The organism is Mesorhizobium sp. B2-3-6, assembly GCF_006442305.1.
Taxonomy (GTDB): domain Bacteria; phylum Pseudomonadota; class Alphaproteobacteria; order Rhizobiales; family Rhizobiaceae; genus Mesorhizobium.
Map to the genome: position 1 here is coordinate 323,448 of NZ_VFVW01000004.1, position 26,314 is coordinate 349,761.

30 protein-coding genes, 2 tRNA genes and 1 pseudogene are annotated in these 26,314 nt (G+C 62.7%); 17 read left to right on the plus strand and 16 right to left on the minus strand.

Going from position 1 to position 26,314, the window contains the following annotated elements; translation table 11 throughout:
* The first annotated feature begins 5 nt into the window (after positions 1-5).
* From dapB to FJ953_RS14110, 4 genes are all read left to right on the plus strand, one after another.
* On the plus strand, positions 6-779 hold the full coding sequence (gene dapB / locus FJ953_RS14095; RefSeq protein WP_140624576.1) for a 4-hydroxy-tetrahydrodipicolinate reductase: 774 nt from the start codon (positions 6-8) through the stop codon (positions 777-779).
* Positions 780-1,283: 504 nt separating this feature from the next.
* Positions 1,284-1,487: a DUF680 domain-containing protein gene (locus FJ953_RS14100; protein WP_140515477.1), complete on the plus strand. Its 204-nt coding sequence runs from the start codon at positions 1,284-1,286 to the stop codon at positions 1,485-1,487.
* Positions 1,488-1,531: 44 nt separating this feature from the next.
* Positions 1,532-1,759 (plus strand): DUF680 domain-containing protein, encoded by a 228-nt coding sequence (locus FJ953_RS14105; protein ID WP_140494359.1) that lies wholly within the window; start codon positions 1,532-1,534, stop codon positions 1,757-1,759.
* A gap of 190 nt (positions 1,760-1,949) precedes the next feature.
* A complete protein-coding gene (locus tag FJ953_RS14110; protein ID WP_140494357.1) occupies positions 1,950-2,189 on the plus strand; it encodes a DUF680 domain-containing protein in 240 nt (79 codons plus the stop codon).
* Between the two features lie 47 nt (positions 2,190-2,236).
* Here the strand turns inward: FJ953_RS14110 and FJ953_RS14115 are convergent.
* From FJ953_RS14115 to purM, 5 genes and pseudogenes are all read right to left on the minus strand, one after another.
* A pseudogene (locus tag FJ953_RS14115) lies at positions 2,237-2,746 on the minus strand (histidine phosphatase family protein).
* 51 nt (positions 2,747-2,797) lie between these two features.
* Complete coding sequence (locus FJ953_RS14120; protein ID WP_140624578.1) at positions 2,798-3,139, minus strand: type II toxin-antitoxin system HicB family antitoxin; 342 nt, start codon at positions 3,137-3,139, stop codon at positions 2,798-2,800.
* Positions 3,136-3,369 carry a type II toxin-antitoxin system HicA family toxin gene (locus tag FJ953_RS14125; RefSeq protein ID WP_246674804.1) on the minus strand — a complete coding sequence of 78 codons (234 nt, stop codon included), beginning with the start codon at positions 3,367-3,369 and terminating at the stop codon, positions 3,136-3,138. Before FJ953_RS14125 ends, FJ953_RS14120 begins: the two co-directional genes overlap by 4 nt.
* Positions 3,370-3,450: 81 nt before the next feature.
* Positions 3,451-4,164, minus strand: coding sequence for a phosphoribosylglycinamide formyltransferase (purN, locus tag FJ953_RS14130; RefSeq protein ID WP_140520619.1), 714 nt, complete (start codon positions 4,162-4,164; stop codon positions 3,451-3,453).
* Entirely contained in the window at positions 4,161-5,237 is a 1,077-nt protein-coding gene (purM, locus tag FJ953_RS14135) for a phosphoribosylformylglycinamidine cyclo-ligase (protein ID WP_140494348.1), read from the minus strand. The genes purN and purM overlap by 4 nt, the downstream gene beginning before the upstream one ends.
* A gap of 172 nt (positions 5,238-5,409) precedes the next feature.
* Here purM and FJ953_RS14140 point away from each other — a divergent pair, with 172 nt between their 5' ends.
* The 3 genes from FJ953_RS14140 to hdaA are packed head-to-tail and all read left to right on the plus strand — an operon-like array spanning position 5,410 to position 7,865.
* Positions 5,410-5,967 (plus strand): CDP-alcohol phosphatidyltransferase family protein, encoded by a 558-nt coding sequence (locus FJ953_RS14140; protein ID WP_140495033.1) that lies wholly within the window; start codon positions 5,410-5,412, stop codon positions 5,965-5,967.
* Positions 5,939-7,126: an AI-2E family transporter gene (locus FJ953_RS14145; protein WP_140494346.1), complete on the plus strand. Its 1,188-nt coding sequence runs from the start codon at positions 5,939-5,941 to the stop codon at positions 7,124-7,126. The genes FJ953_RS14140 and FJ953_RS14145 overlap by 29 nt, the downstream gene beginning before the upstream one ends.
* A gap of 34 nt (positions 7,127-7,160) precedes the next feature.
* Positions 7,161-7,865, plus strand: a complete 705-nt coding sequence (gene hdaA, locus FJ953_RS14150; protein ID WP_140515482.1) for a DnaA regulatory inactivator HdaA — start codon at positions 7,161-7,163, stop codon at positions 7,863-7,865.
* Positions 7,866-8,260: 395 nt separating this feature from the next.
* Here hdaA and FJ953_RS14155 read toward each other — a convergent pair whose 3' ends face one another.
* From FJ953_RS14155 to FJ953_RS14170, 4 genes are all read right to left on the minus strand, one after another.
* Positions 8,261-9,271 (minus strand): ABC transporter substrate-binding protein, encoded by a 1,011-nt coding sequence (locus tag FJ953_RS14155; protein ID WP_140624580.1) that lies wholly within the window; start codon positions 9,269-9,271, stop codon positions 8,261-8,263.
* A 27-nt stretch (positions 9,272-9,298) separates the two neighbouring features.
* A complete protein-coding gene (locus tag FJ953_RS14160; protein WP_140520616.1) occupies positions 9,299-10,087 on the minus strand; it encodes an ABC transporter permease in 789 nt (262 codons plus the stop codon).
* Positions 10,084-10,953, minus strand: coding sequence for an ABC transporter ATP-binding protein (locus FJ953_RS14165; RefSeq protein WP_140624581.1), 870 nt, complete (start codon positions 10,951-10,953; stop codon positions 10,084-10,086). Before FJ953_RS14165 ends, FJ953_RS14160 begins: the two co-directional genes overlap by 4 nt.
* 306 nt (positions 10,954-11,259) lie before the next feature.
* Positions 11,260-11,336, minus strand: a tRNA-Pro gene (locus FJ953_RS14170).
* A 141-nt stretch (positions 11,337-11,477) separates the two neighbouring features.
* Between FJ953_RS14170 and FJ953_RS14175 the strand changes: the two genes are divergently transcribed.
* The 5 genes from FJ953_RS14175 (at position 11,478) to FJ953_RS14195 (ending at position 14,780) form a co-directional block, all read left to right on the plus strand.
* On the plus strand, positions 11,478-11,783 hold the full coding sequence (locus FJ953_RS14175; protein WP_140494338.1) for an ETC complex I subunit: 306 nt from the start codon (positions 11,478-11,480) through the stop codon (positions 11,781-11,783).
* 58 nt (positions 11,784-11,841) lie between these two features.
* Positions 11,842-11,918, plus strand: a tRNA-Arg gene (locus tag FJ953_RS14180).
* A gap of 289 nt (positions 11,919-12,207) precedes the next feature.
* Entirely contained in the window at positions 12,208-12,432 is a 225-nt protein-coding gene (locus FJ953_RS14185) for a hypothetical protein (RefSeq protein ID WP_140494336.1), read from the plus strand.
* Between the two features lie 185 nt (positions 12,433-12,617).
* Entirely contained in the window at positions 12,618-13,406 is a 789-nt protein-coding gene (locus FJ953_RS14190) for a GGDEF domain-containing protein (protein ID WP_140494334.1), read from the plus strand.
* A 153-nt stretch (positions 13,407-13,559) separates the two neighbouring features.
* Positions 13,560-14,780 (plus strand): anion transporter, encoded by a 1,221-nt coding sequence (locus FJ953_RS14195; RefSeq protein ID WP_140561862.1) that lies wholly within the window; start codon positions 13,560-13,562, stop codon positions 14,778-14,780.
* Positions 14,781-14,900: 120 nt separating this feature from the next.
* On the opposite strand, the gene FJ953_RS14200 is transcribed toward FJ953_RS14195, so the two are convergent.
* From FJ953_RS14200 to FJ953_RS14220, 5 genes are all read right to left on the minus strand, one after another.
* Positions 14,901-15,221, minus strand: a complete 321-nt coding sequence (locus FJ953_RS14200; RefSeq protein WP_140624582.1) for a cupredoxin family copper-binding protein — start codon at positions 15,219-15,221, stop codon at positions 14,901-14,903.
* The gene (locus FJ953_RS14205; RefSeq protein WP_140494328.1) at positions 15,218-15,742 is read right to left on the minus strand and encodes a DUF4142 domain-containing protein; all 525 of its coding nucleotides are present in this window, start codon (positions 15,740-15,742) and stop codon (positions 15,218-15,220) included. The genes FJ953_RS14200 and FJ953_RS14205 overlap by 4 nt, the downstream gene beginning before the upstream one ends.
* 116 nt (positions 15,743-15,858) lie before the next feature.
* Positions 15,859-16,527 carry an RNA polymerase sigma factor gene (locus FJ953_RS14210; RefSeq protein WP_140515501.1) on the minus strand — a complete coding sequence of 223 codons (669 nt, stop codon included), beginning with the start codon at positions 16,525-16,527 and terminating at the stop codon, positions 15,859-15,861.
* A gap of 90 nt (positions 16,528-16,617) precedes the next feature.
* The gene (locus FJ953_RS14215; RefSeq protein ID WP_140515503.1) at positions 16,618-17,706 is read right to left on the minus strand and encodes an HPP family protein; all 1,089 of its coding nucleotides are present in this window, start codon (positions 17,704-17,706) and stop codon (positions 16,618-16,620) included.
* Between the two features lie 212 nt (positions 17,707-17,918).
* The gene (locus FJ953_RS14220; RefSeq protein WP_140624583.1) at positions 17,919-19,103 is read right to left on the minus strand and encodes a cystathionine beta-lyase; all 1,185 of its coding nucleotides are present in this window, start codon (positions 19,101-19,103) and stop codon (positions 17,919-17,921) included.
* A gap of 591 nt (positions 19,104-19,694) precedes the next feature.
* On the opposite strand from FJ953_RS14220, the gene FJ953_RS14225 reads away from it, so the two are divergent.
* The 5 genes from FJ953_RS14225 (at position 19,695) to FJ953_RS14245 (ending at position 24,735) form a co-directional block, all read left to right on the plus strand.
* Positions 19,695-20,723, plus strand: coding sequence for an amino acid ABC transporter substrate-binding protein (locus FJ953_RS14225; protein WP_140494320.1), 1,029 nt, complete (start codon positions 19,695-19,697; stop codon positions 20,721-20,723).
* 65 nt (positions 20,724-20,788) lie between these two features.
* On the plus strand, positions 20,789-21,976 hold the full coding sequence (locus FJ953_RS14230) for an amino acid ABC transporter permease (protein WP_140494318.1): 1,188 nt from the start codon (positions 20,789-20,791) through the stop codon (positions 21,974-21,976).
* Between the two features lie 4 nt (positions 21,977-21,980).
* Positions 21,981-23,138: an amino acid ABC transporter permease gene (locus FJ953_RS14235; RefSeq protein ID WP_140565096.1), complete on the plus strand. Its 1,158-nt coding sequence runs from the start codon at positions 21,981-21,983 to the stop codon at positions 23,136-23,138.
* A 15-nt stretch (positions 23,139-23,153) separates the two neighbouring features.
* Positions 23,154-23,957 (plus strand): amino acid ABC transporter ATP-binding protein, encoded by an 804-nt coding sequence (locus tag FJ953_RS14240; RefSeq protein WP_140494315.1) that lies wholly within the window; start codon positions 23,154-23,156, stop codon positions 23,955-23,957.
* 115 nt (positions 23,958-24,072) lie between these two features.
* Positions 24,073-24,735, plus strand: a complete 663-nt coding sequence (locus FJ953_RS14245; RefSeq protein WP_140624584.1) for a TIGR02117 family protein — start codon at positions 24,073-24,075, stop codon at positions 24,733-24,735.
* 34 nt (positions 24,736-24,769) lie between these two features.
* On the opposite strand, the gene FJ953_RS14250 is transcribed toward FJ953_RS14245, so the two are convergent.
* Both FJ953_RS14250 and FJ953_RS14255 read right to left on the minus strand, forming a co-directional pair.
* Entirely contained in the window at positions 24,770-25,993 is a 1,224-nt protein-coding gene (locus tag FJ953_RS14250) for an FAD-dependent monooxygenase (RefSeq protein ID WP_140624585.1), read from the minus strand.
* 19 nt (positions 25,994-26,012) lie between these two features.
* Positions 26,013-26,258, minus strand: coding sequence for a zinc-finger domain-containing protein (locus tag FJ953_RS14255; protein WP_140494310.1), 246 nt, complete (start codon positions 26,256-26,258; stop codon positions 26,013-26,015).
* Positions 26,259-26,314: the final 56 nt, after the last annotated feature.

Sequence of the window (26,314 nt, forward strand, 5' to 3'; positions counted from 1 at the left end):
CGGCGATGGCGCCAGTCAGGATCGCAATTGCCGGTGCGCTCGGCCGCATGGGGCGCCAGATGGCGGACGCCGTGCAGGCCGACTCGCGGCTGGCGCTTACTGCCCGCTTTCATCGACCGGGCGTCGTCGGCGATGGCCTGGTCAGTCGCGACGAGGCGCTCGGCCTGGCCGATGTGGTCGTCGATTTCACCACGCCGGCGGCATCGGCCGATCTGGCGAGAGCCTGCGCCGGCCGTCGCGGACCTGCCATGGTCATTGGCTCGACCGGTTTCGATGACGCTGAATTGGCAGCCATCGCCGATGCCGCGAAAACCGTTGTCATCGTACGCTCCGGGAGCTTTTCGCTTGGGCTCAACATGCTGGTCGGATTGGTCGAGCAGGCGGCGAGAGCGCTCGGTCCCGCGGACTGGGATGCAGAGATTTTAGAGGCGCATCACCGCCACAAGATCGATGCGCCATCGGGCACCGCCCTGATGCTCGGCCAAGCCATTGCCGACGGACGCGGCGTCGAACTCAATGCGATGGCGAGGCGTGTTCGCGACGGTGTCACCGGTGCGCGGCCTGCCGGCGAGATCGGCTTCGCGGTGCTGCGCGGCGGCAGCATCGTCGGCGAGCACAGCGTCAGCTTCTGCACCGAGGGCGAGACCGTGACCCTGTCGCATGCGGCCGACGACCGCCTCATGTTCGCCCGTGGCGCCATCGCCGCAGCCCTCTGGGTGACCGGGCGACCGCCCGGTCAATACGGCATGCGCGACGTCCTTGGCTTTGGCGCTTCCTGACGGGCCAGAACCCGCCGCTTTCCATTTCTCCAGTCGCCAAAATGATTGAAAGCTTGAGCCTGCCGCGACCGGAGGCGAAGCCTCCGCGTGGAGAATGCGGAGCGCCTCTTGGCACGTCCTTCAGCCCGTTTGCAAACGACAATGTCGACCCACCGCAAAGCAAACGCCCGGATGCGGCCACTCGCGCGGGCGTTATGTAGATAAAACCGAACCGTTCGGTTCGATTTATGTTGACGGACCGTACATCAAACGGTGAACGTACGCTCTGCGCAAACGGGTGGGCTCAATGGAGTTTTCTCAATAAACTATTGGTTCGACAAGATAAAATTGTGGCAGCCAGCGATGTCGTTTCAATTTCAAGAGCCGTCCCACAGCTTTTTTGGCACATTTTCGTGACTGGAAACGACAACACCGCAGACCCATCTCGGGGTGGTCCGAGCGACGCGAAATCCTCCCAAGGGCACGCCACTAGACGGACAGAACAGACATACTGGAGTAACCAAAATGACCAAGATCGCTCTTACCGCCGCCGCCATCCTCGTTGCCACGGGCACCGCTTTCGCCGGCAGCGACAATTATGGTTCGGCCAACGCCAATCAGCCCGCCGCCGCTGTCGACCATTCCGTCACCGCTTCGACCTCGAAGACGAACGGAACCGTTCAGGCCCCGGCTTCGCAGGGCGCCGACCGCAACCTTTTCGGCCGCTAGTCGCGACTGCCGACATCAACCAACTTGAACTCAGGAGTAAAGAAATGACCAAGATCGCTCTTACCGCCGCCGCCATTCTCATTGCCACGGGCAGCGCCTTTGCCGGCAGCGACAATTATGGTTCCAACAATGTCAACCAGCCGGTTGCCAACCAGTCGACCTCCAACATCGACACCACGCATACCGGCTCGATCACCAAGTCCATAAAGGCGCAGGGCGACGCGAATGCCAACGTGCCGGCTCAGTCTGGCCAGGGCATCTGGGGCCGTTGATTCTGTAAGTCTTCGACCACAAAGAGCGGTGGGCCTGGCCCGCCGCTCTTGTTTTTTGCGCATGACCAATCCTCCAAGCTCGGCAGAAAACAATCCGAGCCCAGGAATAAAACAGGAGTGCCTGGGGTCTTGTCCTTAGCGGAACCGTCCTCCCAAGACGCCGCCTAACGGATGAATCCAGGAGATTGAAATGAACAAGATCGCCCTCGCCACCGCCGCCATCCTCGTTGCGACCGGCAGCGCCTTTGCCGGCAGCGACCATTATGGCTCCGACAATGCCAACCAGCCCGTCGCCCCGATGGCGGGCGTGGACCACCTTGTCACCGGCGCGCTCAAGGATACGGGCATGGCCGGCCACGAGACAGGCGATGCCAAGACGAAGCCCACTACCGACTGGCCCGAACCCGGCCAGGGCATCTGGGGCAATTAACGTCCCGGACACGCAGCGGCCTTGGCTGCCAGCTTAACCCCGGATTTCTAGCGCAGATCCTTCGGACGCAGGCAATGCGTCAGCCGCGCGGGCGACAGGTTGGACCAGTCGCCCTGGAAAACGAGGCGCGCAAAGGCTGCCGTTGGAAATTTTCCTTCGAGCCTCCTGCGCGCCTTGGCCTCTGACCCTGGCCCGGCAAGCTGTTTCGCCAGATATTGCAGACCGGGATTGTGGCCGACCACCAGCAAGCTGTCGTTCGACGGATCGGCTTGACGAATCTGGCTCAGAATATCCGTCGCTGAGGCTTCATAAAGCGCCTCGGAGAACGCGACTCGTGGATGCGCTGGCAACTCCGCGTCCACCGCCGCCAGGTCTCGCGGGTGCGCAGCGCCGGCGATACCAAGCGCCTGGTCCGGCAGCCACCCGCGCGTCGCGAGTTCGCGCCCTATCAATTGGGCCGCCTTCAATCCGCGTTCGGCGAGCGGCCGGTCGAAATCGGGGAGGTTGGGATCGTCCCAACTCGACTTGGCGTGGCGCAGCACAAACAACTGTTTCACGATACTCCCGGTCGAATGGCGGATGCAGATGGAGGCAGGACAGCTGCTGGTTCAGGCAATTTGCTTTTCGGCGGCCTCGCGCAAGACTTCTTCTCCCCACTGGTTCAGGCTCTTGCCTGCGAGTTCCGCTGCCATTGCAACTTTTGAATGAACCGAGGGGTCAACGCGCAACATGAGATTGCCGGAATAAGATCTTTGCGGCGACTTACCGATTTTCGCGCAAGTTTCGACATAGTCGTCCACGGCTTCATGGAAGGCGGCTTTTAGCCCCGCGACAGTTTCTGAATGGAAGGATACGCCGTCTCGAATACCGGCAATACGGCCGAAGAAAATCTCGTCATCGTCATCATAATCAACGCGGGCCGAATAGCCCTTGTAGGTCATCGCATTCATGGCTTCACTCCGATCCTCAACAAGAATGGGCGAGCATCCCGTACTTGATATCGCTTTGCTTCCTTTGAAGGGTGCGGCCGGTGGAACGTCTCGACTTCGCTCTTAAAGACAAAACGCACGCGTGAGCCGCTTCCTTCGATCACCTGGCAACCAACGGCGACCAGCAAGGCTTCGACGGCAATCCATTCGATACTGCCCGAAACTGGATCGGTGAATATCGCTTTGAGCACGCGCCTATGCTTGCTGTTCATGCAAGCATGAGATAGGCGGGTGCGCCAAAGTTTGCAATCAAATTATGACTGCAAAAATGCCTACGGCGTGATCCGCGCCAATTGCTCGAAATCGATTTCCTCGCGTAGCGGGCTCGGTGCAATGATCATCGAGGTTGCATTGTCGGCATCGTCGGCGAAGCGGGCAAACACGGTGCGGCCCTTTTCCATCCGCGCCTTGCCCTCGGCGACCAGCCCCAGCGCCAGCGGATAGAGCTGGTGTTCCACCTTCAGCACTCGTGCGGCAAGTGTGTCGGCATTGTCGCCAACCATTACCGGCACCGCCGCCTGTGCGATGATCGGACCGTCATCCATCTCGGACGTGACGAAATGCACCGTGCAGCCATGGATGCGCATGCCCGCCGCCAGCGCGCGCGCATGCGTGTCGAGCCCCTTGAAGGCCGGCAACAGAGCGGGGTGGATGTTGATCATACGACCCTGCCATTTCTGGACGAGGCCGGTGGTCAAAATGCGCATGTAGCCGGCCAGTGCCACGATCTCGGCATTGAAGGCCGTGAGCGCCGCATCGATCGCGGCGTCATGCGCCTGCTTGCTGGCATGGTCGGCCCGGGAAATCACCTGGGTGGCGATGCCGCGCGCCCTCGCCATGCCGAGCCCGGCGGCATCCGCCTTGTCGGAGATGACGCCGACGATTTCGGCGGGGAAAGCCGGGTCGCTGGCGGCGGCGATCAGCGCCGTCATGTTGGAACCGCGCCCCGAGATCAGAACGACAGTGCGTTTCTTCTGCGCACTCATAGACCGATCGAACCCCGATAGATGACGCCGGCGTCGCGGCGCGGCACGATCCGGCCGATCGGCGTCACCGTCTCGCCGGCTTCCTGCAAGACGGCAGCGACCTGCGCCGCCTGGCCGGACGCCACCGCCAGGATCATGCCGATGCCGCAGTTGAAGGTGCGCATCATCTCTTCGGGCGCCACACCGCCGGTTTTGGCCAGCCATGAGAACACAGGCGGCACGTCGATGGCGTCGAGATCGAGCTCGGCCGAGAACTCCTTCGGCAGAACGCGCGGAATGTTTTCGGGGAAGCCGCCGCCGGTGATATGGGCCAGCGCCTTGATGCCGTGCGTGTTGCGGATCGCCTTCAGGATCGATTTCACATAGATCCGGGTCGGCTCGAGCAGCGCCTCGGCCAATGTGGCCTCGTCATTGAAGGGAGCCGGATCGGTCCATGCCAGGCCGCTGGTCGCAACGATGCGGCGCACCAGCGAAAAGCCGTTCGAATGCAGGCCCGACGAACCCAGCCCCAGCAGCACGTCGCCCTCGACGATGTCGTCGGTGGGCAGAAGCTGGCCGCGCTCGGCCGCGCCCACGGCAAAACCGGCAAGGTCATAGTCCTTGCCGTGATACATGCCGGGCATTTCGGCCGTCTCGCCGCCGATCAGCGCGCAGCCGGCCTGCCGGCAGCCCGCGGCGATGCCGCCGACGATCGCCGCACCCTGGTCCGGATCGAGCTTGCCAGTGGCGAAATAGTCGAGGAAGAACAGCGGTTCGGCACCCTGCACGACGATGTCGTTGACGCACATGGCGACGAGGTCGATGCCGATCGTGTCGTGCTTGCCGGCGTCGATGGCGATCTTCAGCTTGGTGCCGACGCCGTCATTTGCAGCGACCAGCACCGGGTCGGTAAAGCCGGCGGCCTTGAGGTCGAACAAGCCGCCGAAACCGCCGATCTCGCCATCGGCGCCCGGCCGGCGCGTCGCCTTGACCAGCGGTTTGATCTTCTCGACCATGAGATTGCCGGCATCGATGTCGACGCCAGCCTCGGCATAGGTGAGCCCGTTCTTACGCTTGACTGTATCGCGCTTCATATCTGGCTTGTCGCTGTTTCCTTTGCGGCTCTTCGCATGAACGGTTTCGGTCCGCAAGGAAAACGGCGCTGAAACTGCCGCTCCCCACCAGGGGAAGCTCGGCAGCTTCTCTCTTGCGTCCATCCCCCATCTCCATCATCTATCGTTCAGACAGAAGCGACGGGACATGCGCTTGACCATCCCCAACCTGATCACAATCATGCGCCTTGTCCTGGTGCCTGCCGTGGTGCTGGCCATGCTCCAGGCGCGCTGGGATTGGGCCTTTGCCGGGTTCCTCGTTGCCGGCATCTCGGACGGCGTCGACGGCTTCATCGCCCGCCGGTTCAACCAGCATTCCAAGCTCGGCGCCTATCTCGATCCGGTGGCCGACAAGCTGCTCCTGGTTTCCGTGTTCGTCGTCCTGGGCTTCATCGGGCAATTGCCGCTGTGGCTGGTCGTCACCATGGTGTCGCGCGACGCGCTGATCATTTGCGCGGTGCTGTTGTCCACCGTGATGGCCCATCCCGTCGAGATGAAGCCGCTCCTCGTCTCCAAGGTCAACACCGCCATCCAGATTGTACTGGCGGCGCTGGTACTGGGTGAGCTTGCTTTTTCGATCCATCTCGATCCACTTCGTCCCGCCCTCATAATGCTGTCCGGGGTCTTGACCGTGGCTTCGGCCGCAGCCTATCTCGTGGCTTGGCTGAGGCATATGAGCGGCTATGGCGAAGGCTCCACCCCGGGCACCTGACAAAGAAGCTGCGGCGAGCGCGCCGGCGGCAGCCGGGGATGATCCATCCGCCGGATTCCGCCGGCAGATCTTCTTCTGGCTTGCCGGCGTCGCCGCGCTCGCGCTTTTCCTCTATGTTTTCAGCGCCATCCTCTTGCCCTTCGTGGCCGGCATGGTGCTCGCCTATTTCCTCGATCCCGTGGCCGACCGGCTGCAGCGACTCGGCCTCAGCCGTTTCATGGCAACGGTGGTCATCCTCATCACCTTCCTTGTCGTGCTGGTGCTGGCCTTTGTCATCCTCATCCCGGTGCTGGCGACGCAGATGGCCGATTTTGCCGGCAAATTGCCTGAGTACCTGACGCGGCTGCAGAGCCTGATCACCTCGTTCGATCCAAAATGGCTGGAACAGAAATTCGGCGTCAACGCCAATGGCCTGCGCGACGGATTGAATTCACTGCTGACATCCGGCTTCGGTCTGCTGACAACCGTGTTCACCTCGATATGGAGTTCGGGCGTGGCGCTGGTCTCGGTGATCAGCCTGTTCGTGGTGACGCCGGTGGTCGCCTTCTACATGCTGCTCGACTGGGACCGCATGGTGGCGGTGATCGACAGCTGGGTGCCGCGGGACAATGTCGCCACGGTGCGCGCCATCGCCAGGGACATCAACACGGCAACGGCCGGCTTCGTGCGCGGGCAGGGCACGCTGTGCCTAGTGCTGGGCGCCATGTATGCCACTGGCCTGACGCTGACCGGTCTCAATTTCGGCATCCTCATCGGCCTGTTCGCCGGGCTGATCTCCTTCATCCCCTATGTCGGCTCGCTGACCGGGCTGGTGCTGGCCGTCGGCGTTGCCTTCGTCCAGTTCTGGCCGGACTGGACCATGGTCGTAGCGGTCGCGGTGGTGTTCTTCATCGGCCAGTTCATCGAGGGCAATATCTTGCAGCCGCGGCTGGTCGGCAAAAGCGTCGGCTTGCATCCGGTGTGGCTGATGTTCGCGCTGTTTGCCTTCGGCGCGCTGTTTGGCTTCGTCGGTCTGCTGATTGCGGTGCCTGCATCGGCCGCGGTCGCGGTCCTGGTGCGCTTTGCCATTGCGCGTTATCTGGAATCGCCGCTCTACAAGGGTCACGGCAAGGCCGTGCCGCCATTGCCGGCCGATCGTCGCAAAGGCATCAATCCATGATCCGGCCTGGCCGGGTCGCGCGGCTGAGCCTGGCATGAGCGACCAGAGGGCCGACCCGCCGCGCCAGCTGCCGCTCGATCTCGGCCATGGCACCGGCTATTCGCGAGACGAACTCGTCGTCTCCGGCACCAACAACCAGGCAGTGGCGCTGGTCGATCGCTGGCCGGACTGGCCCTCGCCGGTGGTCGTGCTGGCCGGTCCGGCCGGTTCCGGCAAGACCCATCTGGCCTCGATCTGGCGGGCACGGGCGGATGCTGTTCAGGTCGACGCGCACCGCGTCGGTGACAGCATTGTAAATCTCGGTGCCCGGCCGGCGCTGATCGACGACGTCGATACCGGCACAGTCGACCAGCAGGGGCTGTTTCATCTGATCAATGCGGTGCGCGGCAGCGGCTCGCATTTGCTTTTGACGGCGCGCCGCTTTCCCTCGGCCTGGGGCGTCACGCTGCCGGATCTGGCGTCGCGGCTGAAGGCGGCGGCAACCGTCGAGATCCACGAACCCGACGATCTCCTGCTGGCAGGTGTCATCACCAAGCTGTTCGCCGACCGCCAGGTCGAGGTCGAGCCGCATGTCGTGCAATATCTGGTGCGCCGCATCGAGCGCTCCCTGGCGACGGCCATGCGCGTGGTGGAGCGGCTGGACCGCGCCGCGCTCGAACGCAAGACGCCGATCACCCGGGCGCTGGCGGCTGAAACCGTCAGCGCCATGGACGAGGGGCAGGGCGAGTTCGAGGTTTAGGGCGCGATGGTCGGCCGGCCAGCAAATGGTGGTTCCATGTCCCTTTAACCGTCCCATTTCGGGAAACAAAGCTGGCACCGATCTTGCGATACAAGCTTGCCGGCTGACCCCGGTCCTGATTGCGTTCCAAATCAGGTTGTAGGCTCGCCGGGAGTGGGGCGGTTGGGGTTCTCGCCCGGCGAGCTTACCTTCATGTGACTTCAGTCACCCTCACTATTGCTGCGCGTTCGGCTTGCCCGCGCAATGCCAAGCTAGGTGAGAGAAGAACGGGTATTCGTCAATTGACGGATACCCAAAATGGCGACGAGGCCACCGAGTCGCTGAAATGCCGGCGCTCGGTGAACTCCGTGGCTAAGGCGAACGAGCCATATGCCCGCTGCTTGACGTTGATCTCGTCAGTTGGCCTTCTTCGCCTTGTTCACATAGTCGTTCGTGTACGTCTGCGTGATATCGATCTTGGCGTTGGCCACATCGGGCGAACCGAGAGAGAAAACGTCGAGCACGGCCTGCGCGCCTTTTGGATCCATGAGCCCGGTGGTCGAATACATGGGGATCGCATTTTTCAACGCGGCCAGATAGGCGTCCTTGTCGCTGCCGATAAGATTGTCGGGGATCTGGGCCATGATCTCTTCGGCGCTGTGGGAGTGAATGTAATCCAGCGTGGCAAGCATGGCATTGGTCAATCCCTGCGTTGCTTGGGGATGCGCGGCCATCCATTCCGGCCGGGTGTAAAGCGCTCCGCCGGGATAGTCGCCTCCGAATACCGCCTCGGTATCCTTCTGGGTGCGCGTGTCCGCCAGGATGGTCAGGTCCTTATGCCTGGCCTGAAGCACGGTGACGGCCGGATCGAGCGTCACCACGGCGTCGATCTGCCCTTGCTCCATGGCGGCGACGGCGGTAGCGCCCAGCCCAACGCCGATCACGGCGGCGGATGTCGGGTCGATGCCGTTCTTCTGCAGAAGGAACTTCAGGAAGAAGTCGGTCGAGGAACCGGGAGCGGTCACGCCGACCTTTTTGCCAGCAAGGTCCTTCACTGACTTGATCTTGCCGGTCTGGCCCGGCGCCACCGCCAGCACCAGTCCCGGGAACTGGTCGTAAACGACGAAGGATTGCAGGCGCTGGTTCTTGGCGGCCAATTTCACCGTGTGATCGAAATAGCCGGACACCACATCCGCGCTGCCGCCCAATACTGCGGTCAGCGATTGAGAACCGCCCTTAAAATCGACGAGGTCTGCATCGATACCGGCTTTTTCGTAAGCGCCGATCTGTTTGGCGAGCACGGTCGGCATGTAGCAGAGGCATGATGCTCCGCCGATCGAAATAGTGACCTTTTCGGCGGCCCCCGCGTCTGTGGCCGCCGCGAGCAATACGACGGCGGCGGTCGCCAGTTTCGAAATGATCCTCATGATCTCCTCCTTGAGCGGAATTGGGGCCTATCGGCCTGGTTTCGAGAATTCAGGCCGCCAGACAAGCAACCTTTTTTCGACCAGCGTGACGATCCAGTCGATCAAGAGCACAAAAGCGGCGAGGACGAACATTCCGGCAAAGACGCCCGCCACGTCGAACACGCCTTCGGCCTGCTGTATCAGATAGCCTAGTCCCCCGGCCGCACCGAGATATTCGCCGACCACGGCGCCGACCACGGCAAATCCGACGGAGATATGGAGCGATGAAAACACCCAGGACAATGCCGATGGCATATAGACGTGGCGCAGCAATTGCCGTTCGTTCATGCCGAGCATTCGGGCATTGGCCAGCACCGTCGTGTTCACCTCCCTCACGCCCTGGTAGACATTGAAGAAGACGATGAAGAAAACCAGCGTCACGCCCAAGGCAACCTTGGACCAGATGCCGAGGCCAAACCAAAGCGTGAAGATCGGCGCCAACACGACGCGGGGAAGCGCATTGGCCGCCTTTACATAGGGATCGAAGACGGCCGCAAGTCTTGGCTTGCGGGCAAACCAGAAGCCGATCGCGATCGCTGCCAGCGAGCCGATGGCGAAGGCCAGCATGGACTCCCACAGCGTGATCCACAGATGATGCCAGATCGTCCCGGTGGCAAACCACTTCCATATCTGGCCTGCCACCGCCAACGGGGTCGAGAAGAAGAAGGAAATATTGTTCGGATCGCCGATCAGGTGCGTCGTCGACGCTGCCTGCCAGAGCGCGATGACGATGACGGCCACGGTTAGCTGTGCGAAAAGCAGCGTCGTCCTTTTCATCGGATCGCTCCTTCTTCAATCTCGCCGTAAGCCTTGAGCACTTCCTTCTTCAGCATGTGCCAGATGTCGCGATGCAATTCCTGGAAGCGCGGTTCCAGCCTGATTTCCGAAATATCGCGTGGACGCGCCAGCGGGATTGGAAAGTCGCCGATGATGCGTGCCGAGGGACCGGCTGACATCACCACCACGCGATCAGCCAGCGCGATCGCTTCCTCGAGGTCGTGGGTGACGAACATCACCGCCTTGCGGTCGTCCGACCACAGCTTGAGCAAAAGGCCGCCCATGATCAGCCGCGTCTGTGCGTCGAGCGGTCCGAAGGGTTCGTCCATGAGGATGATCTTGGGATCGCGGATCAGCACCTGCGCAAGAGCAACGCGCTTTTTCTGGCCGCCTGAAAGCATGTGAGGGTAGCGCTCGCAGAAAGCAGCCAGGCCGACGCGTCCGAGCCATGCTCGCGCGCGTTCCTTTGCTTCGGAAGAGGGCACGCCTGCCACTTCCAGCCCGATGGCCACATTGTCCAGAGCGGTCTTCCAGGGCATCAATGCATCCTGCTGGAAGAGGTAGCCAGCCTGTCTGTTGAGACCGCGAAGCGGGGCGCCGAACACACGGACGCTGCCTGCCGAAGGCTCGAGAAGCCCTGCGCCGGCATTCAGCAGCGTTGACTTGCCGCAGCCCGTCGGCCCAATGATCGCCACGAATTCCTGGTCGCCGACTTTCAGATCGGCGCGGGCTACCGCCTGGAAGCTACGCCCAGCCGCCAATGCGAAATCTATGGTCACTCCATCGAGATCGACCGCGATCCCGGGTCCGGCTGGCGGCTGTCTGAATTTTGTCTCCGTGCCGCCCGTGGCGGTTTCCGTCGTCATGCTGAATGCCGCCCTGCGCCGAGGCGGGTGGGTGTCCAACTGTCGCTCATGGTTCCTCCGTGAGGCTTTAGCGGAGACCGTCGATGTCCGATGGGCATCTGTCGCCCCACACCGTGTTGTGTTCCGGCTCACAATAGTGGATGCGGTGGAGCAGGCAACTTTGCCGTCCGCGGCTTTTTGTTGCGACCGTGACATGCAGCAGCAAAGACAACTGGCCGCGCGGAGATTGCCGACAGCCCCATTCTGCACCCGACACATTGCCATTCGCAGGCGCCAACGGCCCTCGATTGCCTTTTCTGTGAAAGGTGGTCGGAGTGGAGAGATTCGAACTCCCGACCCTCTGGTCCCAAACCAGATGCGCTACCAGGCTGCGCTACACTCCGAACGGTCTGTTGCCTATTCATTTCAGTGTTGCATGGCAAGTGCAAAAACCTGCAAGTGCAAAAACCTTGCCGCCGTCCGCATTGCGCAGTAATGACGGGCGAAGAGGCGGCCATGCTGCCTTGCACAGCAATGAGGTGGTCATGTCCGCGCGCATTTTCAGTCCAGCCAAAACCGCGATGCAGTCCGGCACGGCCAAGACCGGCCATTGGGTGCTGGAATTCGATCCCGAGATGCGCAAGAAAATCGACCCGCTGATGGGCTACACCACTTCCGGCGACATGAGGAGCCAGATCAAGCTGACCTTCGACACGCGCGAAGAGGCCGTGGCCTATGCCGAGAAGGAAGGGCTCGCCTACCGCGTCGAAGAGCCGAAAGAGCCCAAGCGCCGCCAGATTTCCTATGCGGAAAATTTCCGCTATGACCGCAGGACGCCCTGGACGCATTGACCGGCAAAGCCCGGGCGGGCGCCAGCGCAGACATCTTACCGGCTCCGAGCCGGCCAGCGGTCCCGTAGCTCAGCTGGATAGAGCACCGGCCTTCTAAGCCGATGGTCACAGGTTCGAATCCTGTCGGGATCGCCAATAATTTCAACGGCTTAGCTGCTCCGGACGTGAGAAATTTCAACGCGGGCAGGAATCCGGTCGGAACTTTTCATCCCTTCTCGTCTTCACGAATGCGCTTGCCGGCGCGACGGCGGCACGCCGCCGCTGCGGCGCCCTTTCCGTATTATTTCGTGACCTTGTCGCGCGGGAACCTTCGTAACGATCACGCGTTCGGGGCCTTGTATTCGCGGTCCCTCATAAAAGTAAGCATTCGGGCTGCGAATGGCGGGCAAAACAAGCATGGGTTGGGGAAGGAGAAAACCGCGTCATGTCGAAACGTGAAATTGGAACGTCGCCCGCCTTGGGGCGACGTATCGCCGAGCTCAAAGCCAAGATGCAAACCGCCCGGATTTCCGACCATGAGCTGAAGACCTTCCATAAGGTTGCCGCCATCATGGGAGCGGGCGAAGGCTCTCTAGGCCTGGATGCCGACGATCTGATCGCGGCATCCTTTGTTGCAGAGACGCTGGGCGAATCGGCGCCCAACGGCTGACGGCAGGACCCTCCTGTCGTAGGTCCGGATCGATCATCCGGACAAATCTTCGAGACGCAGGCCGGAGGCGGCCGCCGGTCCGGCGGCCGTAACCCTGCAACCTCTGCCGTCGAATTGGAGGGAAAGTCTTATCGTTTTGTTTGCGTTGGCGCGTCATAGTAGACGCGGCTAACGGAGTTGAAGAGATGAAGCTCGACCTGTCGCCGACGAGTTGGGGCAGGGTGATCGCCGTCACCGCCGCCGGCACGGCGTTCTTCATTGGCGTGGCGTTTTTCGTCGATTCGTTCAATTTCCCGTATCTTTCGCCCGAAGCTGTGTGGCGGGCTCAGCTGACCGACATTCTGTTGCCCCTGGTGCTGGGTGGATCGTTTCTCTTCTTCCTGATGTGGAAGATACGCCAGTTGGCCATTGCCCAGCGCGATCTCACCGTCGTTGCCGCCACCGACAGCCTGACGGCGGTGCTCAACCGCGGCGCTTTCTCCATGCTGGTCGAAGCCTATCTCGAACAGGTCCGCAAACAGGCGTCGGCCAATTCCGGTGCGCTGCTGATCATCGACGCCGATCACTTCAAATCGATCAATGACCGGCTTGGGCATGACTGCGGCGACCAGGCGCTCAAACTGATCGCGCAGACGATCAAGGATCAGCTCCGCGGCACCGACATCGTCGGCCGCATCGGCGGCGAGGAATTCGGCGTGTTTCTTCCCGGCGTCGATCCCTCGCAATCCTGGCTGGTTGCCGAAAGCATCCGCCGGCGAATTCGCGAGGTGGAATTTTCGCCGGGCGGCCGGTCCTGTCCGCTTTCCGTGAGCATTGGCGGTACCGCCTTTAACGGGCCGACCACCTATGAGGAGATATTCTCGGCAGCCGACAGGCGGCTCTATGCCGCCAAGTCAAATGGACGCGACCAGGTCAGTTTCGATCCGATGGTTTCCCAGCAAACGCCGCCAGCCGCGACAATCACGGTTCATTGAGGCGGATCCGGCCAGCCACCGGCGCCGGGGGCACGTCGCTGGGGATTTCTGCAGCCATCACGCAGAAGGTATTTTCGCTTTGCGCGCCGCCCGCTAAAGGTGGTGGCCACAGCTCCGGCCGGGGCTGAATGCATCGGGCAGGGCCTTCTTCGCATGACATTGATGGGCGCGGCGGCACTGCTGATCCTGGTCCTGACCTATGCCGGCGTCGCCGTCGGCCGCATACCAGGCCTGCGCCTCGATCGGGCGGGGATCGCACTGCTCGGCGGGGCCGCGATGATAGCCATCGGGGCGATCAGCCTGGAGGATGCCTACCGCGCCATCAATTTCGACACCATCACGCTTTTGCTCGGCATGATGATCGTAGTGGCGCATCTGAAGGTCTCGGGCGCCTTTCGCGGCCTCGGTGCCATCGCGATCGAGCATGCGCATGCGCCGTTCATGCTTTTGGTTATGGTGACCCTGCTGACCGGCCTGCTGTCGGCCTTCCTGGTCAATGACGCCATCTGTCTTGTCATGGCGCCGATCGTCGTTCACGTCACCCGCGCCATCAAACGCAATCCGGTTCCTTACCTCATCGCGACCGCCACCGCGTCAAATTGCGGCAGTGTCGCCACCATCACCGGCAATCCGCAAAACATGGTCATCGGTGCGCTGTCGGGCATCTCCTATCCGGCCTTTTCAGCGGCTCTGGCTCCGGTTGCCCTGTTCGGTCTCGTCGCGGTCATCGCCATTGTTCGCATCGTCTACCGCACCGAATTCGCGCGCAACGGCGAATTGACGCCACAGGTCTCGCGCGGCCGCATGCATCGCCGCCAGGTGCTGAAAGCGGTGGTGGTTTGCATCGGACTGGCCGTTGCCTTCTTCGCCGGTGTGCCTGTCGCCAAGGCGGCGCTCATCGGCGGCGCCATCCTCCTGCTCACCCGCGCCATCAAACCAGAGCGCATCTATCGCGAAATCGACGGGCCATTGCTGTTCATGTTCGCCGGCCTGTTCATCGTGGTTGCCGGCGCCGAACGAACGCTGCTGACACCGGACATCGTCGCATCCGCCAAGAACCTCGGGCTGGACGACGTCTGGCGCCTGTCGGGCTTCACCGCGGTGCTCTCCAACATAATGAGCAACGTGCCGGCCGTGCTGGCGCTGCGGCCCTTCATCCCCGGCCTGGAAAACCCCGAGCGCGCCTGGCTGGTCGTCGCCATGAGTTCGACGCTGGCCGGCAATTTCACGCTCCTGGGCTCGGTCGCCAATCTGATCGTTGCCGAGCAGGCGCGCGCCGCCGGCACGTCGCTGTCGTTCGGCGCTTTCTTCAAAGTCGGCCTGCCATTGACGCTGCTGACGCTGGCGGCTGGCACGGCATGGCTGGCGCTCTGATCCCTGGCGCGACTGTTCCGTGCTCAATTGCTGCGGAGTGACGGGTGCTCCGGAGTGGCGGGTGCTCCGGAGTGACGGGGCTTGGTATTTGCGGCCAAGTCCCGCCACCGGCCCAGATTTTCAGGGCGCCACTACCAATCGGCCTTTCATGTTGGGATGGAAGCGGCAGAAATAATCAACCGCTCCCGCCGTCTTGAGGGTCAGTTTTCCCTTCGCCTTCGGCGGGATCATCACCTCCCAGCCGCCCTTCACCGTGGCCGTGTGGGCGAATGCGTCCTTGTTCACCCACTCGATCGTGTCGCCGACCCTGGCCTCGACGCTTGCGGGCGAGAAGACGAGCTTGTCGATCGTCACCTCGATCGTCGCGGCCGGCGCCGGGCCGGCGGCAAGCGCCAGCGCCAGCCCGGCAAGGAGCGGTCGGATCAGCGCGGCCGCTTTCATTTCAACATGCCGGCGACATGTTCGGCATGCTGCTCATGCCCCTGGAAGATTTTGAGGCCGGTTTCGAGCAGGCTCTTCAGCTCGGCATTGCTGGCCGACGGAATGAGCAGGGTTTCGAGCGCTCCATTGACCTGCTTGTGGTAGGCCACCTCGTTTTCGATATAGGCCTTGTCGAAGGCAGCCCCTTTCAGCTTGGCGAGCTTGGCATGTTCCTCTTTCGCCGCCTTGGTCAGCGCCTGGCTGGTGGCATTGTCTTCCGGCTTCACCTTGAGCTTCTTGAGCAGGTCGAGCGCCTGCTTGTTCACCGCTTCGTGGTCGCGCTCCATGTCCTTGGCGAAATCGACGACTTCCTTGTTCTTGGATTTCTTGATTGCCTGCTTGGCCGCCTCGATGTCGATCATGTCGGCTGTGTAGGCGATGTGGGCGATCTGCGGGTCGGTCGGCTTGTCGGCAGCTTGCGCGAATGGGGCAGCGCCAAGCAGCAAGAGGGCGGCAAGCGCTGCGGTGTGTCTGATAAGCATGGCATCTCCTTCCGCCCGACAGGCTGGGCAGCGGGCTTCATCTGGGTTGACATTCATTGGATGAGGATGGCGCGGAAACGTTCCCGACAAATCGGCGAAAGATCTGGCTTTGAAGATCACCCCTCGAATCCGAGCCGCTTCATCACGGCCTGCGTCAGCCGTTCGCAGCGCCGGCCGGCGAAGGGGAAGGCGTCGAGCAGCACCGGCCCGATCTCGTCGTCCAGCGCCTTGCGCAGCAAAGCGCGGGCGCGGTGCAGTCTCGTCTTGACGGTCTCGGGCCGCACGCCGAGCAGGTCGGCGGTCTCCTCGATGCTCAGGCCCTCGATGACGCGGGCCACGAAAACCGCGCGATAGGCGTCGGGCAGGCTGTCGGTCGCCCGCTCGACAAGCCCGAGGATCTGCCGCTGCGCCATCGTCCGCTCCGGATCGTCGCTTGGGTTAAGGGGAAACCGGATGATCTGCGCTTCCGGGTTTTCAGGCATGGCCACGGTTCGCCGTCCTTTGCGAAGCCGCCCGAGCGCCTCGTTGATGACGATGCGCGACAGCCAGGTGGAAAGCGAAGCATCGCCGCGATAGGTGCCGAGATTGGTAAAGGCCCTGACATAGGCCTCCTGCACGATGTCCTCGGCCTCGCTGTCATTGCGCACCATGCCGCGCGCCAGTCGGTAGAGCCGCTGGTTGTTCAGCTTCATGATCTTGCGAAAGGCATCGCTGTCGCGGGCAAGCGCGCGGGCTACGAGCCGGAGCTCGTCCGTCGCTGTTGATGTTGCCGTCAGCGCAGGCATGTGTCCTCCATCGATCCTTGCACGAAAGATTGGATGCAGGTTTCGAAAAAAGGTTCCCGAAAAATCACGCCAGGCGATCCGCCTGGCTGCCTATGCTAGCACTTTGGCCGGCTCCCTGCCGGTGTTTTGCATCCGCGCCGTCGCGGCCAGCAGATCGGTTTGCGTGATCAGCCCGAGGATGTGGTTTTTATCGTCGACGATGATGACGGCGTGACTGCGCCCGTCGGTCAGCACTGGCAGCAGCGCCATGGCGTTCGAGCCGGCAGTTGCGGTTGCCGCCGGCGAGATCACGGTTCCGACCGTGCCGGCCGCCAGCGTCAGTTCCCGCAAGCCCACGGTTCCGGCCAGCCTTGCCTCGGCATCCACCACCGGCAAGGTTCGTATGTTGTGGTCAAGCAGCAATTGGCGCGCAGCGGCGGCTGGCGTGTGCTCGTCCACCGAGATGACGTCGCGCGACATGATGTCTTGGCACCGCAACGTCGCATGCTCGCGCACCATGGCCTGCAATTCGACCTGCCGCAGCAGCCGGTCGAGATCGCCCCGATCGATGTCGAAGGTCTCGTCGAGCGCTCCAAGCGCGGCGTCGATGTCCTCGGAGCGAAAACCGACACGCAATTGCGCCGGCGGATCGATGGTGCCGTGACTGTTTACCGGCGCCGGGGCCGGCACGTGCGGGTAGTTGCGCCGGGCCAGCTTGTGGAAGCCGTAGCCAAGCGCCACCAGCAGCATCGAATTGACCGCCACCGGCACGAAAGGAAAAAGGAAGCCGGCGCTGATCACGGCTGGGCCGCCGAACACCGCGGTCAATGCCGCCGCACCCCCGGGTGGATGCAGGCAGCGCGTGAACGACATTGCGGCAATCGCCAGCGCTACCGCAATACCGGTGGCGAGCACCGGCTGGTGCACGAATTGCACCACGATCACGCCGACAAGCGCCGAGATCGTGTTGCCGCCGATGATCGACCAGGGCTGCGCCAGCGGGCTGGCGGGCACCGCGAACAACAGCACCGCCGATGCTCCCATTGGCGCCACCAGCAGCGGCACATGTGGCCCGCTACCCAGTGTGAGTCCGCTGATCGCGCCAGTCAGCGCAATGCCGATCATCGCACCGACGCAGGCGATGATGCGTTCGCGCAGCGTCGCGCCGGCAAGAATGGGAACAAAGAGGCGGAACGCCATGGGCAGGCTCTTGGTGCGGTGGCTGGGGAATGATTTCCGCTGCCGCAATGAAGCGGAAGCCGGCAATTTGGAAGTCAAACAAATCCGCAAAACTGCGGATGGGGAGAATAATATTGCCGACATGGCCGGACCGGGGCGCCGCGTGCGGCCCCCGTTTGCTCAATCGCGTCAAGGCCTTGCGGGCGCTGCTGGTATCGGTCCGAGAGGTCGCGTCAGGCCGCTGCGGCGGCGGTGAGCCCGCGAAGAATATCGGTCATGAGGTCCGCGACATCCTCGAGGCCGATCTGGAGACGAATCAACGGCCCTTCATAGGGGCCCTTGGCAACGACGCGGTCGCCGAGCCAGACCGGCACGGCAAGGCTCTCGTAACCGCCCCAGGAGTAGCCGAGACCAAAGATCCGCAATGCGTCGAGGAACGCGTGCTGCTGTTTCTGGCCGCCGCCGGCAAGCACGATGGAGAAGATGCCGCTGGAGCCGGAAAAGTCACGCTTCCACAGCGCGTGGTCGGGATGACTGGGAAGGCCGGGGTGGAGCACGCGCGCCACGCCCTTCTGGCCCTCCAGCCATGCCGCGATGGCGAGCGCGCTGCGCTGATGGTGATCGAGGCGCACCCCCATGGTGCGCAAGCCGCGCAGCACCTGGTAGACGTCGTCGGGTCCGGCGCAGCAGCCAAGCGTGCAGAAGCTTTCATACAGCTGTTTCCAGCAGGCCTCGGTGGCCGACACCGTACCCAGCAGCACGTCCGAATGACCGGCGGGATATTTCGTCGCCGCATGGATCGAGATGTCGACGCCATGGTCGAGCGGACGGAAATAAAGCGGCGTCGCCCAGGTATTGTCCATCATGACGATGGCACCGGCGGCGTGCGCGGCCTTCGCGATGGCTGGTATGTCCTGCACCTCGAACGTGTTTGAGGCCGGCGATTCCGTGAACACCACCTTGGTGTTCGGCTTGATCAAGGCGGCGATGCCCGCGCCGATGCCGGGAGCATAATACTCGACCTCGACGCCGAGCCGCTTCAGCATCGTGTCGGCGAAGTTGCGCGTCGGATGATAGACGCTGTCGACGATCAGCAGGTGGTCGCCCGCCGAAACGAAGGCAAGCAGCGGCACCGTCACCGCCGCCAGGCCCGACGGGACCACGATCGTGCCGGCCGACCCCTCCAGCGCGTCTATGGCCTGGGCCAAGGCGTCGGTGGTCGGTGTGCCGCGCGTGCCGTAGGTGTATTTCTGGTCCCGTCCAGCCATCGAGGCGGCATTGCGGAACAGCACCGTGGAGGCGTGCACGACAGGCGGATTGACGAAGCCGAAATAGTCGTGCGGGTTGTTGCCCGAATGGGCAAGCCGCGTGTTGATGCCCATTTTGCCAGTCACCGGCTCGTTGCCGTCTTTTGCCATTCGTCGTCGCCTTTTTTGGTAAGCCGCTAGCCATAGTGCGGCGACATGGACCGCGCAACAGCCGGCTTTCGCCAGGACCCCGACTTCGAATGTGCCAATTGCCGGAGCCGCCGCAGGCCGACTGCAAGCGTAATGGCGCGGCCAGAAAGCCCGCCGCCGGCAGCGGCATGCGTCGCCTGATAGCGCAAAGCGTACCTCACCATGACCCAGATCCAGCCAGAGGGCGCAGACATCGGCACGCAACCGGCCGGCAGAGCACAGTAACGCAGAGTAATCGGGCGGATGGATTTTTTGCGGACAGAGCGCAGCCTGGCGTAGGGCGAGCTTCGCCGGCTTTATTCGCGCTTCTGACTAAATTGCGGGCGCGTTTGTCTGCTATTCAGGCAATTGCGGCAAACGATTTTCAAACCCATCTGAATTCGGTCATTTTCCTTGACCTCACAGGAATTATCGCCTTCGATGCTGTTCGTGAATGGGAGGCGGCGCGTCGACTGCGATGCGGAGTTCCGGAAATGGGCCGGAACGAAAAGCTGCGTTCACGCGGGAAAAAAAGATCAGGTTTGCCTGAAAACAGAAAAGGGTCTGTGGGTCATGAAACACATTGCAATCGGCATCCTTGGAGCCGCCGCGCTTGGAGCCGTGGCTTCAACGGCTTCAGCCACCACGCTCGACACGGTCAAGCAGAAGGGCTTCATCCAGTGCGGCGTCTCGACGGGTCTGGCCGGCTTCTCCGCGCCGGACGACAAGGGTGACTGGCAAGGCATCGATGCCGATTTCTGCCGCGCCGTGGCGGCCGCCGTCTTCGGTGACGGCTCCAAGGTCAAGTTCACGCCGCTCAGCGCCAAGGAGCGCTTCACCGCGCTGCAGTCGGGCGAGATCGACATCCTGTCGCGCAACACCACCTGGACCATTAACCGCGACACGGCACTTGGCCTGAACTTCATCGGCACCACCTACTATGACGGCCAGGGCTTCATGATCAACGCCAAGAAGCTGCCGGGCGTCAATTCGGCGCTTCAGCTGTCCGGCGCCGCCGTCTGCGTGCAGAGCGGCACCACCACCGAGCTCAACCTCGCCGACTACTTTAAGGCGAACAAGATGGAGTACAATCCGGTCGTTTTCGAGAAGCTCGAAGAGGTCAACGCAGCCTATGACGCCGGCCGCTGCGACGTCTACACCACAGACCAGTCGGGCCTTTACGGCATCCGCCTGACGCTGGGTGCGCCGGCCGATCACGTCGTGCTGCCGGAGATCATCTCCAAGGAGCCGCTCGGACCGGCGGTGCGCCAGGGCGACGACCAGTGGTACCATATCGTCAAGTGGACCTATTTCGCGCTGCTCGACGCCGAGGAACTCGGCATCACCAAGGCCAATGTCGACGAGATGAAGAACTCGGCCAGCCCTGAGATCAAGCGCGTGCTTGGCCAGGAAGCCGACACCAAGATCGGCACCGATCTCGGCGTCTCCAACGACTGGGTCGTCAACATCGTCAAGGCGGTCGGCAATTACGGCGAAATGTTCGATCGCAATGTCGGCTCGGGCAGCCCGCTGAAGATCGCCCGCGGCATCAACGCGCTGTGGACCAAGGGCGGCCTGCAATACGCTCCGCCGATCCGCTGATCGAAATGTGATCCGGAAGGCAGATGGTTCTGCCTTCCGGTTTCTCTTTCACAGGGGACGGTGATATGGCATCGCAGGAAGTCCTTCGCGAGGACACAAGTCGCGGCTCCTTTATCAACGACCCGAAAGTCCGCAGTCTCTTCTTCCAGACACTGGTCGTCGTCGTTCTGTTCGGCTCTGTCTGGTGGATCGTGCAGAACGTCATCGACAATCTGCAGCGTCTTCACATCGCCTCCGGTTTCGGCTTTCTCAGGGGCCGCGCCGGATTCGACATCTCGGACACGCCGATCGCCTACACGTCCGATTCGACCTACGGTCGCGCCATCATTGTCGGCCTGATCAACACCATCATCGTCGCCGTGGCCGGCATCGTCACCGCGACCATTATCGGCTTCGTCATCGGCATCGGCCGGCTGTCGCAGAATTGGCTGATCCGCAAGATCTGCACGGTCTATGTCGAGATCTTCCGCAACATCCCGCCGCTGCTGGTCATCTTCTTCTGGTATTCGGGCGTGCTGGCCGTGTTGCCGCCGCCGCGCGAGAGCTATAACCTGCCTTTCGGTTCCTTCCTCAACCAGCGCGGTTTCTATTTCCCGCGCGCCGTCTGGGGCGAGGGCTCATGGCTGATCTTCGTGGCGCTCATCGTGGGTATCGCCATGGCCTGGTTCGTCGCCCGCAAGGCGCGCCAGCGGCAGATGGCGACGGGTCAGCAGTTTCCCGTGTTCTGGACGTCCGTCGCGCTGATCGTCGGCCTGCCGCTGCTCGCCTATGCGCTGAGCGGCTTTCCGCTGAGCTTCGATTTTCCGAAACAATCGACCTTCAACCTGACCGGCGGCTTCCAGGTCAAGCCGGAGTTCCTGTCGCTCTATCTGGCGCTGTCCTGCTACACGGCGGCCTTCATCGCCGAGATCGTGCGGGCCGGCATCAGGGGTGTCAGCAAGGGCCAGACCGAGGCCGCCGCCGCACTTGGCCTGCGCTCGGGATCGATCCTGCGGCTGGTCGTGGTGCCGCAGGCCATGCGCATCGTCATCCCGCCGTTGACCAGCCAGTATCTCAACCTGACCAAGAACTCTTCGCTGGCCATCGCCATCGGCTATCCGGACCTGACGGCGACCGCCGGCACGGTGCTCAACCAGACCGGCCAGGCGGTCGAGGGCGTGCTGATCATGATGATCGCCTATCTCATACTCAGCCTGGTGACCTCGGCCGTGATGAACGTGGTCAATGCCAGAATGGCGTTGGTGGAAAGGTAGGGCCATGCAGGAACACGACATGTCCTGGGTGCGCACCGAAATGGCCCTGGCGGAGGCGGCGCCGATCAGCGAGCGTGGCCTGTATGCCTGGGTCCGCAAGAACCTCGTCGGTTCGGTCGGCGACACCATCCTCACCATACTCGGCATCATCATCGTCGCCTGGGTCCTGCCGCAGGTCATCAACTGGGCCTTCATCAATGCCCAGTGGACCGGGCCGGACCGGACCGTCTGCGCGACAGTGGCGCAGGGCGGCATCCAGCCCGATGGCTGGAGCGGCGCCTGCTGGGCCTTCGTCAACGCCAAGTTCGGCCAGTTCATGTTCGGCACCTATCCGGTCGAGGAGCGCTGGCGGCCGATCCTGGTCGCCATCCTGTTCGCGGCGCTGCTGGTGCCGATGCTGGTCCCCAGCGTGCCGCGCAAGGGCCTGAACGCCATCCTGCTTTTCCTCGTGCTGCCGATCGTCGCCTTCTTCCTTCTGGTCGGCGGCGTGTTCGGCCTGCCGCATGTCGAGACGTCGCGGTGGGGCGGACTGCTGATCACGCTCAGCCTCTCCTTCGTCGGCATCGCCGTGTCGCTGCCGCTGGGCACCGTGCTGGCGCTCGGCCGGCGCTCCAAGATGCCGATCGTCAAGATGCTGTGCATCATCTTCATTGAAGCTGTGCGCGGTATCCCGCTGATCACAGTGCTGTTCTTCGTCAGCGTCATGCTGCCGCTTTTCCTGCCCGCCGGCGTCACCTTCGACAAGTACCTGAGGGCTCTGATCGGCGTGTCGCTGTTTGCCGCCGCCTATATGGCGGAAGTGGTGCGCGGCGGCCTGCAGGCGATCCCCAAGGGCCAATACGAGGGCGCCGATTCGCTCGGCCTCGGCTATTGGCAGAAGATGGGACTGATCGTGCTGCCGCAGGCGCTGAAGCTGGTCATTCCCGGCATCGTCAACACGTTCATCGGCATGTTCAAGGACACCAGCCTGGTCCTCATCATTTCGATGTTCGACCTGCTCGGCGTCGTCAAGCAGAACTTCTCGGACGCCAACTGGGCGACGCCGCAGACCGCGAAATCCGGTCTCGTGTTCGCCGCCTTCGTGTTTTGGCTGTTCTGCTTCGGCATGTCGCGCTATTCAATGTATACGGAACGCCGGCTCGACACCGGTTACAAACGATAAAAAGGGGATTGGTTCATGGCCACCGAAAACGCCGTCAGCGCGGAAGAGATCAAGGTCAATGCCGCGAAGATGCACATCTCGACCACCGATGTCGCCATCGACATCATCGCCATGCACAAATGGTATGGCGAGTTCCATGTGCTGAAGGACATCAACCTCAAGGTGATGCGCGGCGAGCGCATCGTCATCTGCGGCCCGTCCGGCTCCGGCAAGTCCACCATGATCCGCTGCATCAACCGGCTCGAAGAACACCAGAAGGGCAAGATCTTCGTCGACGGCAAGGAATTGACCAACGATCTCAAGAAGATCGACGAGGTGCGCCGAGAGGTCGGCATGGTGTTCCAGCACTTCAACCTGTTCCCGCACCTGACCATCCTGGAGAACTGCACGCTGGCGCCGATCTGGGTGCGCAAGACGCCGAAGAAACAGGCCGAGGAGATGGCCATGCATTTCCTCAAGCGCGTCAAGATCCCCGAGCAGGCCAACAAATATCCGGGCCAGCTCTCCGGCGGCCAGCAGCAGCGCGTGGCGATCGCCCGTTCGCTGTGCATGAACCCGCGCATCATGCTGTTCGATGAGCCGACCTCGGCACTCGACCCGGAAATGATCAAGGAAGTGCTGGAGACCATGGTTAGCCTTGCCGAGGAAGGCATGACCATGCTGTGCGTCACCCACGAGATGGGCTTTGCGCGGAAAGTCGCCAACCGGGTGATCTTCATGGATCAGGGCCAGATCGTCGAGCAGAACACGCCGGCCGAGTTCTTCGATCACCCGCGCCACGAGCGCACGAAGCTGTTCCTGTCGCAGATATTGCACTGAGCGCTGCCTCGTCGAAATGGAAGGAGCCCGGCCGCGCCACGGTCGGGCTTTTTCACATTTGGCCGATCGGATCGTTTCGATTGAAACGTGATGGAATCGCAAGAACTATGCCCGGATGAGAAAACGCCTTCGTTTCCTGGCCGTGCTGGTTGCCGCGGTGGTGCTGGTCGCGGCACTCGGCACACTGGTGCCACGACCACTCTGGCCGGCTGCCGCGGCCGGCGAGGGCGTCAGGCACATTCTGGTGCTGAGCAATCCGATCCACACCGACATCGCCATTCCCGTCGATGATGGCGTGCGCCGGCGTTTTCGCTTCCTCGCGGCTGCCGGCCAGCCTTCCGACGCGCCCGAGGTGCGCTACATCGTCTTCGGCTGGGGCGGCCGCGCCTTCTACCTGGAGACGCCGACCTGGTCGCAGCTGAAGGCGATGCCCGTATTCAAGGCCCTGACGCTTGACGCTTCAGTGATGCATGTCGAGGTCGCCGGCAATATCTCCGGACCCGACGTCGCCGGTTTCGACATCCCGGAAGACCGCTTTGCGGCATTGCTCGACTTCATCGATGCGAGTTTCCAGCAAGGACCAGGCGGGCCGATCGTCATCGCAGGGGCCGCCTATTCCAATTTCGACCGCTTCTATGAGGCGAACGGCCATTTCAATGCGCTGGCCGGCTGCAACACCTGGACCGCGGCCGCCTTGCGAACCGCCGGCCTGCGCACCGGTTGGTGGAACCCGTTGCCGGTCTCGCTCGGGTGGTCGTTGAGGCTGTATAATTGGTAGGTCGCGCAGATAACGCCAACGCCTCGTTCGAGTTCTAGGCCCGCCACCCATAAAGCCAGTCCAAATCCGCGGCGAGCTTCTCCGGCGCCCGCATTTTCAGGAAAAGGTTGCGCGCCAACGCCACCGGACCCCAGGCATGCCAGGCAAGGCGGTTGAGGGCGCCGCGACGTGCCACTCTCGCGACGCGCGGCCGGCGCAGGCCTTCCCAGATTTGAAGACTTCCGGCGAGATCGGCAGGGGAGGCGGCCATGACGTCGGCAAGCGTGGCGGCATCCTCGATGGCCATCGCGGCGCCCTGTGCCGCGAACGGCGTCATGGCATGCGCCGCGTCGCCGACCAGTGCGATGCGGCCCGACCTTACCCATGGCGGCTTCTGATCGACCGTATGGACCGGCCAGGCCGCCCAAGGGCCGGCCAACTCCGCAAGCCTTGCCAGCGCCGGCGTGGTGCGGCGCATGGCGCCGGCCAGGATTGCGGGATCGGCATGGCCGGACCAGCCTTCGGCGATACGCTCGCCCCTGGTGAAAGCGACGAGGTTGATGGCGCTGCCCTTGCTGACGGGATAGGCGACCATGTGAAAGCCGGGATGCAGGAAGGTGGTGACGCAGTCCGGCGCACCGATCTCTGCAAAAGCTTGCCCGGCAGGACTGTCTGCGCTGACGGTTGCCCGCCAGGCCAGTTCGCCGGAGAAGTGGCTTTTCGCAAGCCTGTTTTTCCTTCCTTGGTCGGCAAGTCCGCGCACCGACGACGAGACGCCATCGGCGCCGACCAGAAGGAAACCTTCCGCCGCGACGAGCCTACCACCCACATCGGCTGCCGCGGTGATGCCTGAACTGCTGATCGTGACGCTGTCAAGGCGCGCGCCGGTGGTGAGATGAACATCGGGCATGGCAGCCACGCGCGCCATCAGCGCGTTTTGCAGGTCCGCTCGATGCGCCACGAGGTAGGGCGCACCCCAGCGCGCCTCGCCTGCTCGTCCAAGAGGCACGCGCGCCAGTTCGCCCAAGGTTGCCGCATCCTTCAGCACCACGGCTTCCGGCCTGACGGCATTGGGAAGAAGTGCGTCGAGTACGCCGAGCTCACGCAGGATGCGTGTCGCGTTGGGCGAAAGCTGGATGCCGGCGCCCGCCGCTTCGAGGCGCTGCGCCTGTTCGAAGATCCGCACGGTATAGCCGCGCCCGGCGAAAGCCAGTGCCGCGGTCAGCCCGGCAATACCCGCCCCGGCGATGATGACTTGCCGGGACTGTGCGTCTGCCATTGGCCCGGCCCGCTGGAGGTCAGGCGGCCTGATCGATGTAGAGGCAGCCGGCCGGCAGCGTTTCCATCGCCGTCAGCTTCGGCGAATAGCGGTAGAGCGTCGAGCAGTAGGGGCAGACCTTCTCATTGTCGTCGCCCATGTCGAGAAACACATGCGGATGGTCGAAAGGCGGGTTGGCGCCGGTGCACATGAATTCCTTGACTCCGATATCGATCGCCGGATGGCCCGCATCGTTCTGGAAATGGGGAATGGAACCGCCTGCCATCGTCGTCTCCTTTAGCGCAGTCTGCTCAGCGTTTGGATCATAACCGGTCTGTTTGC

Coding starts and splice junctions, on each gene's coding strand:
- dapB (WP_140624576.1), top strand. CDS start 6: ATGGCGCCAGTCAGGATCGCAATTGCCGGTGCGCTCGGCCGCATGGGG.
- FJ953_RS14100 (WP_140515477.1), top strand. CDS start 1,284: ATGACCAAGATCGCTCTTACCGCCGCCGCCATCCTCGTTGCCACGGGC.
- FJ953_RS14105 (WP_140494359.1), top strand. CDS start 1,532: ATGACCAAGATCGCTCTTACCGCCGCCGCCATTCTCATTGCCACGGGC.
- FJ953_RS14110 (WP_140494357.1), top strand. CDS start 1,950: ATGAACAAGATCGCCCTCGCCACCGCCGCCATCCTCGTTGCGACCGGC.
- FJ953_RS14120 (WP_140624578.1), bottom strand. CDS start 3,139: ATGAATGCGATGACCTACAAGGGCTATTCGGCCCGCGTTGATTATGAT.
- purN (WP_140520619.1), bottom strand. CDS start 4,164: ATGAGTGCGCAGAAGAAACGCACTGTCGTTCTGATCTCGGGGCGCGGT.
- purM (WP_140494348.1), bottom strand. CDS start 5,237: ATGAAGCGCGATACAGTCAAGCGTAAGAACGGGCTCACCTATGCCGAG.
- FJ953_RS14145 (WP_140494346.1), top strand. CDS start 5,939: ATGGCGAAGGCTCCACCCCGGGCACCTGACAAAGAAGCTGCGGCGAGC.
- hdaA (WP_140515482.1), top strand. CDS start 7,161: ATGAGCGACCAGAGGGCCGACCCGCCGCGCCAGCTGCCGCTCGATCTC.
- FJ953_RS14155 (WP_140624580.1), bottom strand. CDS start 9,271: ATGAGGATCATTTCGAAACTGGCGACCGCCGCCGTCGTATTGCTCGCG.
- FJ953_RS14160 (WP_140520616.1), bottom strand. CDS start 10,087: ATGAAAAGGACGACGCTGCTTTTCGCACAGCTAACCGTGGCCGTCATC.
- FJ953_RS14165 (WP_140624581.1), bottom strand. CDS start 10,953: ATGACGACGGAAACCGCCACGGGCGGCACGGAGACAAAATTCAGACAG.
- FJ953_RS14175 (WP_140494338.1), top strand. CDS start 11,478: ATGTCCGCGCGCATTTTCAGTCCAGCCAAAACCGCGATGCAGTCCGGC.
- FJ953_RS14185 (WP_140494336.1), top strand. CDS start 12,208: ATGTCGAAACGTGAAATTGGAACGTCGCCCGCCTTGGGGCGACGTATC.
- FJ953_RS14190 (WP_140494334.1), top strand. CDS start 12,618: ATGAAGCTCGACCTGTCGCCGACGAGTTGGGGCAGGGTGATCGCCGTC.
- FJ953_RS14195 (WP_140561862.1), top strand. CDS start 13,560: ATGACATTGATGGGCGCGGCGGCACTGCTGATCCTGGTCCTGACCTAT.
- FJ953_RS14200 (WP_140624582.1), bottom strand. CDS start 15,221: ATGAAAGCGGCCGCGCTGATCCGACCGCTCCTTGCCGGGCTGGCGCTG.
- FJ953_RS14205 (WP_140494328.1), bottom strand. CDS start 15,742: ATGCTTATCAGACACACCGCAGCGCTTGCCGCCCTCTTGCTGCTTGGC.
- FJ953_RS14210 (WP_140515501.1), bottom strand. CDS start 16,527: ATGCCTGCGCTGACGGCAACATCAACAGCGACGGACGAGCTCCGGCTC.
- FJ953_RS14215 (WP_140515503.1), bottom strand. CDS start 17,706: ATGGCGTTCCGCCTCTTTGTTCCCATTCTTGCCGGCGCGACGCTGCGC.
- FJ953_RS14220 (WP_140624583.1), bottom strand. CDS start 19,103: ATGGCAAAAGACGGCAACGAGCCGGTGACTGGCAAAATGGGCATCAAC.
- FJ953_RS14225 (WP_140494320.1), top strand. CDS start 19,695: ATGAAACACATTGCAATCGGCATCCTTGGAGCCGCCGCGCTTGGAGCC.
- FJ953_RS14230 (WP_140494318.1), top strand. CDS start 20,789: ATGGCATCGCAGGAAGTCCTTCGCGAGGACACAAGTCGCGGCTCCTTT.
- FJ953_RS14235 (WP_140565096.1), top strand. CDS start 21,981: ATGCAGGAACACGACATGTCCTGGGTGCGCACCGAAATGGCCCTGGCG.
- FJ953_RS14240 (WP_140494315.1), top strand. CDS start 23,154: ATGGCCACCGAAAACGCCGTCAGCGCGGAAGAGATCAAGGTCAATGCC.
- FJ953_RS14245 (WP_140624584.1), top strand. CDS start 24,073: ATGAGAAAACGCCTTCGTTTCCTGGCCGTGCTGGTTGCCGCGGTGGTG.
- FJ953_RS14250 (WP_140624585.1), bottom strand. CDS start 25,993: ATGGCAGACGCACAGTCCCGGCAAGTCATCATCGCCGGGGCGGGTATT.
- FJ953_RS14255 (WP_140494310.1), bottom strand. CDS start 26,258: ATGGCAGGCGGTTCCATTCCCCATTTCCAGAACGATGCGGGCCATCCG.